The organism is Desulfobacterales bacterium (assembly GCA_029211065.1).
Lineage (GTDB): Bacteria > Desulfobacterota > Desulfobacteria > Desulfobacterales > JARGFK01 > JARGFK01.
In genome coordinates, this window is the sequence record JARGFK010000168.1 from 1 (window position 1) to 6,038 (window position 6,038).

Genomic DNA, 6,038 nt, shown 5'->3' on the forward strand with positions numbered 1-6,038 from the left:
TCAATGCTTGGGTCCATAAACTGTCTAACTCGCTATTATTACTACTTTATAGGGTCGTTTTAAAAGAGCCGCACCCAAATCTTTTGGCAAAAGCGGATGTATCGAAAAGCGTGTTCATTGTATCCAACAACAAGAAAACCCCGACATACGGGTGCTTTTCGGTTACTGTGGCAATTTTTATTCAGATATCAGAAGCGCATCGGGTAGTCAATCACCGCTTTTCCCGCCGCGTTTGCTAAAGCACCCCAGCTTTATGGAAGTTGCCGCAGAATCGGGCGTCGAGGTGTGCGTTCCTTCAGTCTTCATCATCCAGGGAAATGCCGGCCTCTTTAAGCATCTGACGGCGCTTGTAGTCCCGGTAGAAGGAATAGACGATGGCGGCAAGGGTCATCACCATCAGGACCACGGTCAGCGTTCGGCTCAGGAAAAAGCCGAAGACCGACATGTCGTGGGCAGCGGCCAGGGTAATGACGCGGTCCAGGTTCTCCTCCGCCAGGGGGCCGAGGATGATGCCGAGGATGATGGGCGCCAGAGGAAATCGGGCCTTTCTGAGGATGTAGCCGATGAAGCCCAGCACAAGCGTAATCCCGATGTCGAAAACCATGTTTCGGAACGAGTAGGCGCCGATAACGGCGAGCGCCGTAACCATCGGGGCGATGATCCCCTGGGGCACCAGCACCACTTTGGCCACCCAGCGCATGCCGCCGAAGGCGGCCACCGCAAAAAAGGCATTGGCCAGGAACAGACTGAAGATGAAGGGATAGAGCACGTCGGGCGCATCCCGGAAAAGATGCGGCCCGGGGATCAACCCATGGATCAGAAGTCCACCCAGGAGCGCCGCGGTAACGGCATTGCCGGGAATGCCCAGGGTGAGCATGGGAATCAGGCTGCCTCCCACCACGCCGTTGTTGGCCGCCTCGGCGGAGCACACCCCCTCGATGGCGCCCTTTCCAAACATCTCCGGCGTCTTTGAGACGCGCCGCGCTTCACTGCGGCCGATAAAGGCTGCAATGTCGGCCCCGGCCCCGGGAACGACCCCGACCGCGGTGCCGATCAGAGATGAGCGGATCATGCACCCCTTGAGCGACCACAGCGTCGCCCACCCCGGCCATATTCGTCCGATGCGCGGGATGTGAAGCTGTGTGTCCATGCCCTGTCCTTCCGCCAGAATCAGGACCTGGGAAATGGAAAACAGGCCGACCAGTGCGACAATGACCGGAACTCCCTCGTACAGCGCGGGCTGATCGAAGGCGTAGCGAAGCGTCCCGGTCATCGGGTGCATGCCGACGGTACCGATGACCAACCCCAGGATACCGGCCATCAATCCCTTGATCGGGGATCCGGCGCCGATGGCCCCGATGGTGCTCATGGCAAAGATCACGATCCAGAAGAACTCCGCCGAACGAATTTCCAGCGCAACCGATGCCACGATCGGCGCGCCGAACAACAGAAAAATGGTGCTCACCTGTCCGCCGACAAAAGACGAACAGATATCCGTGCCCAGAGCGAGTCCGCCCTTGCCCTGCTGGGTCATCGGGTAGCCGTCCAGCATGGTGGCGACGGCAGCAGGCGTGCCCGGCACGTTGATCAGGATGCCGGCAATGGAGCCGCCATATATGGCGCCGCAGTAGACGGCGCCCAGAAAGATCAGGGCGGCAACCGACGACATGTCGAAGGTGAAGGGAACGAGCAGGGCGATCCCCAGGGTCGCCGAGATGCCCGGCATGGCGCCGAGGATGGTTCCCAGAACCGCGCCTCCGAACGCAAGCAGAAGATGTTGAAACTGAAAGGCGACGATCGCTCCATTCAAAATCTGATCAAACATTCCGTGAATCCTTTTGTGTCGCGGGAGGCGACCCGGACCGATCTCAGTAAAGCAGGCCGTGGGGGACGGGCACTCCCAATACAAAACCGAAAAAGAAGTAGAGGAAAAGAAGGCCTCCGGCCGTCACCGCAAGAACCAGCGAAAACGGCCGGACACCCAAATACGTCATGTGGACGATGATATAGATTCCGGTTGCCGTGAAGAAACCCAAAATAGGCACCGAAACCGCAAAGGCGGCGATCAAGGCGACATTGACGAACGAGCGCCTGAAAGTTGCCGGATCCTTTTTTTCGGTTTTGCCGACCGGCCGCGGCCGCAAACTTCCGGCAAGCAAGCCCAGGCTGAAGACCCCCAACAACCCCCACATCCACAGGGGCCAATTGGCGGCCCGCTTTGGAAAATCAAGCGCCGCCACGAACCCGACAATGCTGATCACCAGAAAGACGATCGCCGAAATTGCGTCTCGGGCTTCAGCCCCCTTTGGCCACCGTGTCATTTCTCCTCCCGGTTATCTAAGATACTATTTCTTGATGTATCCGCCCTTGATGAAGTACTGGATGAGATCACCCACCAGCGCCTGCTGTTCCTTCATGGTCTTTCCGAACCGTTCTCCGATCTGGGGTTCCACAACGGTGATGTTCCGCTTTTTGGCGTTTTCAAGATAGTCGGCATCGTTGAAACTGATTCTGAAAGCTTCCTGGTAGACCTCGATAAGGTCTTTGGGCGCACCGGACACGACGGCAAAGCCGCGGGTCGAACCCAGTTCACCCAGGTCAAGGCCCAGGGCTTCTTTGATGGTGGGAACGTCCGGAATCAGTTCATAACGGGATGACCACAGGATGGCGGCATCCTTCTGCGAATCCTTGGTCTGGATATGGTCAAAGACGTTTCCAATGGCGATATCCACCTCTCCGGACTGTAGGGCGCGATTGGCCGGGGCCCCGCCGGCATACGGAATGAACGAAAACTCCACCCCCGCCTTCTGCGCCACGGCATACATGGCCAGATGGTCATCAGAGAGCGGTCCGTCGGCGCCCACGGTCACTGAGCCGGGTTTGGCCTTGGCAGCCGCGAGGGCTTCCTTCAACGAGCCATATTTGGAGCTTTTGGCCAGGCGGATGACGTTGGGGTCAATCACGTTGACGCCCAGCGGTGCGAATTTCTCGAGCCACGGCGAGAATCCGGCCTTGCGGGCGGCCTCAACGAGCGGGACAGCCGGCAGATTGATGACGCCGATGGTCGAACCATCCTTCTGGGTGTGGGCAAGACTGGTCCAGCCGATTTCTCCTCCGGCGCCGGGGAGGTTGACGACGACGGCGTTCACCTTGCTGCCGGTGAGCTCCAGAATCGCCTTCTCCCAATAGGGCAGCGTCATCCGGGCCAGCGCATCGCTGGATCCCCCGGCGTTGTAAGAGACGATCACGCGGATCGTGGACGGCATTTTGACATTGGCGTACTTCGGAGCCGCCATCACACTTGGCGCAAAAACGAGCACCATAAGGACACAGGCCACAACGAGAGTCGAAAGTCGTTTTTTCATGAGATGATCCTCCTTTTTTCTCCTGGTTGCCAATTACTTAGGGACAAGCAATCTGACTTCCGGAATTTCATGTTCTTCCGTTTATATTAAATGACAGGAACTCGTTTCTTGAAAGCGAATAGATCAAAAAATCTTGAATGTATTCAGCAACACGGCAAACCCGAAAATGTGAGAGAGTTCGATCAGGGTGCTAATGGTTAATCAGATAGCAGCCGAAAGCCGGGTTGTCAAGCACCGCTTTTTCTAAAGCACCGCTGCGTTGCGGCTGTTTTGGCAAAAACCACTGTTTGGTCTTGACTGACCCGTGCGGCTTTCCTCATTTTTTAAAAAAGTTGTATTTCAGCAGGCACCAGAGCGCCCAGACACCATCACGCCAGTTTATTTTTTTGCCTTCCTGGTAGGTTCGACCATGATAGGATATGGGGACCTCGTAGATCCGGATCCCCTTTATCTTCGCAATTTTTGCAGTAATTTCCGGTTCGAATCCGAAGCGGTCTTCTTCAATGGTAATCCCTGCAAGCGCCTGCCGGGTAAATACCTTGAAACCGGTTTCCATATCCGACAGATTGATGTCGGTAAACACATTGGAAAGGGTTGTCAAAATTTTGTTGCCGACAAAATGCCAGAAGTAGAGCACGCGGTGAGCGCCGTGCCCGCTGAACCTTGAACCGTAGACCACATCGGCTTTGCCGCTGAGGATCGGCTGGAGCAGCACCGGATACTCGGCCGGATCATATTCCAGGTCCCCATCCTGGATCAGGATGATATCGCCGCCGGCTTTTGAAAAACCGGTTCGCAAGGCGCTCCCTTTGCCCGTGTTGCGTTCGTGCAAAAAAACGCTGATTTTGGGATTCTGAAGCCCTTGCAGGACTTCCCGGGTGCCGTCCGTCGACCCGTCGTCCACCACAATGATTTCCTTACGATACGGCACAGCCAGAACCGCCCGCAGGGTTTCGGCAACCGTTGCCTTTTCGTTGAACACCGGCATGACGATGCTCAACAGAAAATGATCAACTGAAAATCCCGATTCATTCATAGCTTCCTTTGCGCCTGAAATAGGTTCTGATGGAGTGCAGTGACCAGAGCGCCGCAGCATAAAGCTCCGGCCGCAGCGGTATGGAGTAGCGCGGCCACGGAGCAAATATCATATACAGGAATGTAAAATAGATCAACCCTGCAAAAAGGAAAACCGGCAGAGACGAAAAAATATTTTCCCTGCGCCAAGCGGCGGCGATGATAAGAAAAAGGCCTGACAAGGCCAGAATCAGCAGAAGCGGGTGCAGGCACTTTATACCGAAACGGGACAGGTCGGCGGCAAACGATCGACGGTAGAGGGAGGTTGCCGTCGGATAAATGTAGACATCCCCCACACCCTGGATGATATCCCAACGCCAAAGATAGTAGGGTTTGCCGATAAAATACCATTTCAGATAGGCAAAGGGCCTTTGTTTGGCGCGTTCCCACAAAATCCGCCTGAAATTTTCAAATGACGCGCCAAAGGCGGGCTGCTGGGGGTCTTCCCGGTATGGAAAACGGAAAAAGCGCGGGTCTTTGTATATAAAATTTGGGTAAGCGCCGTGACTGAGCGTGGCGACGGCTCTGTCCGATGCCTTGGGGGCGTCAGCGGGAACCGTCAGATTATTGCGAAGATTCCAGGCAAGGGGAAACAACAGGAAAACCCCTAAAAAAACGCAGCATTGCTGAATGGATTTAATTTCCCTGCGGCGGTAATAATACCCGAAGGACAACCCCGCCAGCAGAAACGGCAGAAATAAAACCGCTTCGTTTACCAGGTAGGCGCTGCCGAACAGTATCCCGCCAAATAAAAAAAAGAGCGTTCCCCGCTTGGCAAAAGCCGATTGGAAGCAAACCAGGGCGGCCAGCAGCAGAAACCCGAAAAGGGTTTCCGTCAACAGGTACGAAGTCATGACAATCAGGTGCGGGCAGATAGCCACAAGACCGGCGGCGGTCAGGGACGCCCACGATGGCATAAAACGCCGGCAGAGAAAAAACGTGAGCAGCACCGTCAACGCACCGAAGACGGCTTGGACATAAAGCATCAGGGGGTAAAATCCCCGGTCTCCGCCGGCCTGGATGGACAGGGCGATCAGCAGCGGATATCCGGGTGACCGGAACGAGTCCGGCTTGGGCGCCGGTGAATTGCGTTCGAGGGAAAACGTGGCGTGCTGGGCTAGATTGAACCCGTAATCGGCGTATTGGCGGGCGTCTTTAAATGAGGTTTTCAACCGGGGCAGCGTCCTGGATGTAAGCGCACCGGATCCAAAAGGCGGCCACCGTCAGGAAAGCGACAAACCACAAAACCTTCGAACCGAAGGATTTGGCGTCGCTTGTTATTGATGCCCGCTCTACCAAGCCCTGGCCTGCAGTCGGGTCTGGATCTGGTCGATCCATTCATTCACATCTAAACCCAGTTCGGCTGCCATAAGGTATACTTTGCCGGATGGAGGTTTTCGGTCATGATGCCAATTATTACCCAAATAGCAGCCGCGCCCCGGGTTGTCAAGTTTCGCTCTTTTTAAAGCACCGCAATGCTGCGGCCGTTTCGGCCAAATTCATTGTTTGGTCTTGAACGATTGATAAAAGTGGGTATGCACTTTACTCAACCGACCACATGGTGTAGTATGCGGTTATGGAGGAGCCAAGACACCCTGT

6 protein-coding genes are annotated in these 6,038 nt (G+C 55.5%); all 6 read right to left on the reverse strand.

The features are described 5' to 3' along the window. Nucleotides 1-295 precede the first annotated feature (295 nt). The 6 genes from P1P89_21620 to P1P89_21645 all read right to left on the reverse strand — a co-directional run bounded on the left by P1P89_21620 (nucleotide 296) and on the right by P1P89_21645 (nucleotide 5,777). Nucleotides 296-1,825, reverse strand: coding sequence for a tripartite tricarboxylate transporter permease (locus P1P89_21620; protein MDF1594117.1), 1,530 nt, complete (start codon nucleotides 1,823-1,825; stop codon nucleotides 296-298). 43 nt (nucleotides 1,826-1,868) lie between these two features. Then, nucleotides 1,869-2,321, reverse strand: a complete 453-nt coding sequence (locus tag P1P89_21625; GenBank protein MDF1594118.1) for a tripartite tricarboxylate transporter TctB family protein — start codon at nucleotides 2,319-2,321, stop codon at nucleotides 1,869-1,871. A gap of 24 nt (nucleotides 2,322-2,345) precedes the next feature. Next, nucleotides 2,346-3,365 carry a tripartite tricarboxylate transporter substrate-binding protein gene (locus tag P1P89_21630; protein ID MDF1594119.1) on the reverse strand — a complete coding sequence of 340 codons (1,020 nt, stop codon included), beginning with the start codon at nucleotides 3,363-3,365 and terminating at the stop codon, nucleotides 2,346-2,348. A gap of 316 nt (nucleotides 3,366-3,681) precedes the next feature. Beyond that, nucleotides 3,682-4,401, reverse strand: a complete 720-nt coding sequence (locus P1P89_21635; GenBank protein MDF1594120.1) for a glycosyltransferase family 2 protein — start codon at nucleotides 4,399-4,401, stop codon at nucleotides 3,682-3,684. Continuing rightward, nucleotides 4,394-5,611, reverse strand: coding sequence for a glycosyltransferase family 39 protein (locus P1P89_21640; protein ID MDF1594121.1), 1,218 nt, complete (start codon nucleotides 5,609-5,611; stop codon nucleotides 4,394-4,396). The genes P1P89_21635 and P1P89_21640 overlap by 8 nt, the downstream gene beginning before the upstream one ends. After that, nucleotides 5,595-5,777 carry a hypothetical protein gene (locus tag P1P89_21645; GenBank protein ID MDF1594122.1) on the reverse strand — a complete coding sequence of 61 codons (183 nt, stop codon included), beginning with the start codon at nucleotides 5,775-5,777 and terminating at the stop codon, nucleotides 5,595-5,597. Before P1P89_21645 ends, P1P89_21640 begins: the two co-directional genes overlap by 17 nt. Between the last annotated feature and the right edge of the window lie 261 nt (nucleotides 5,778-6,038).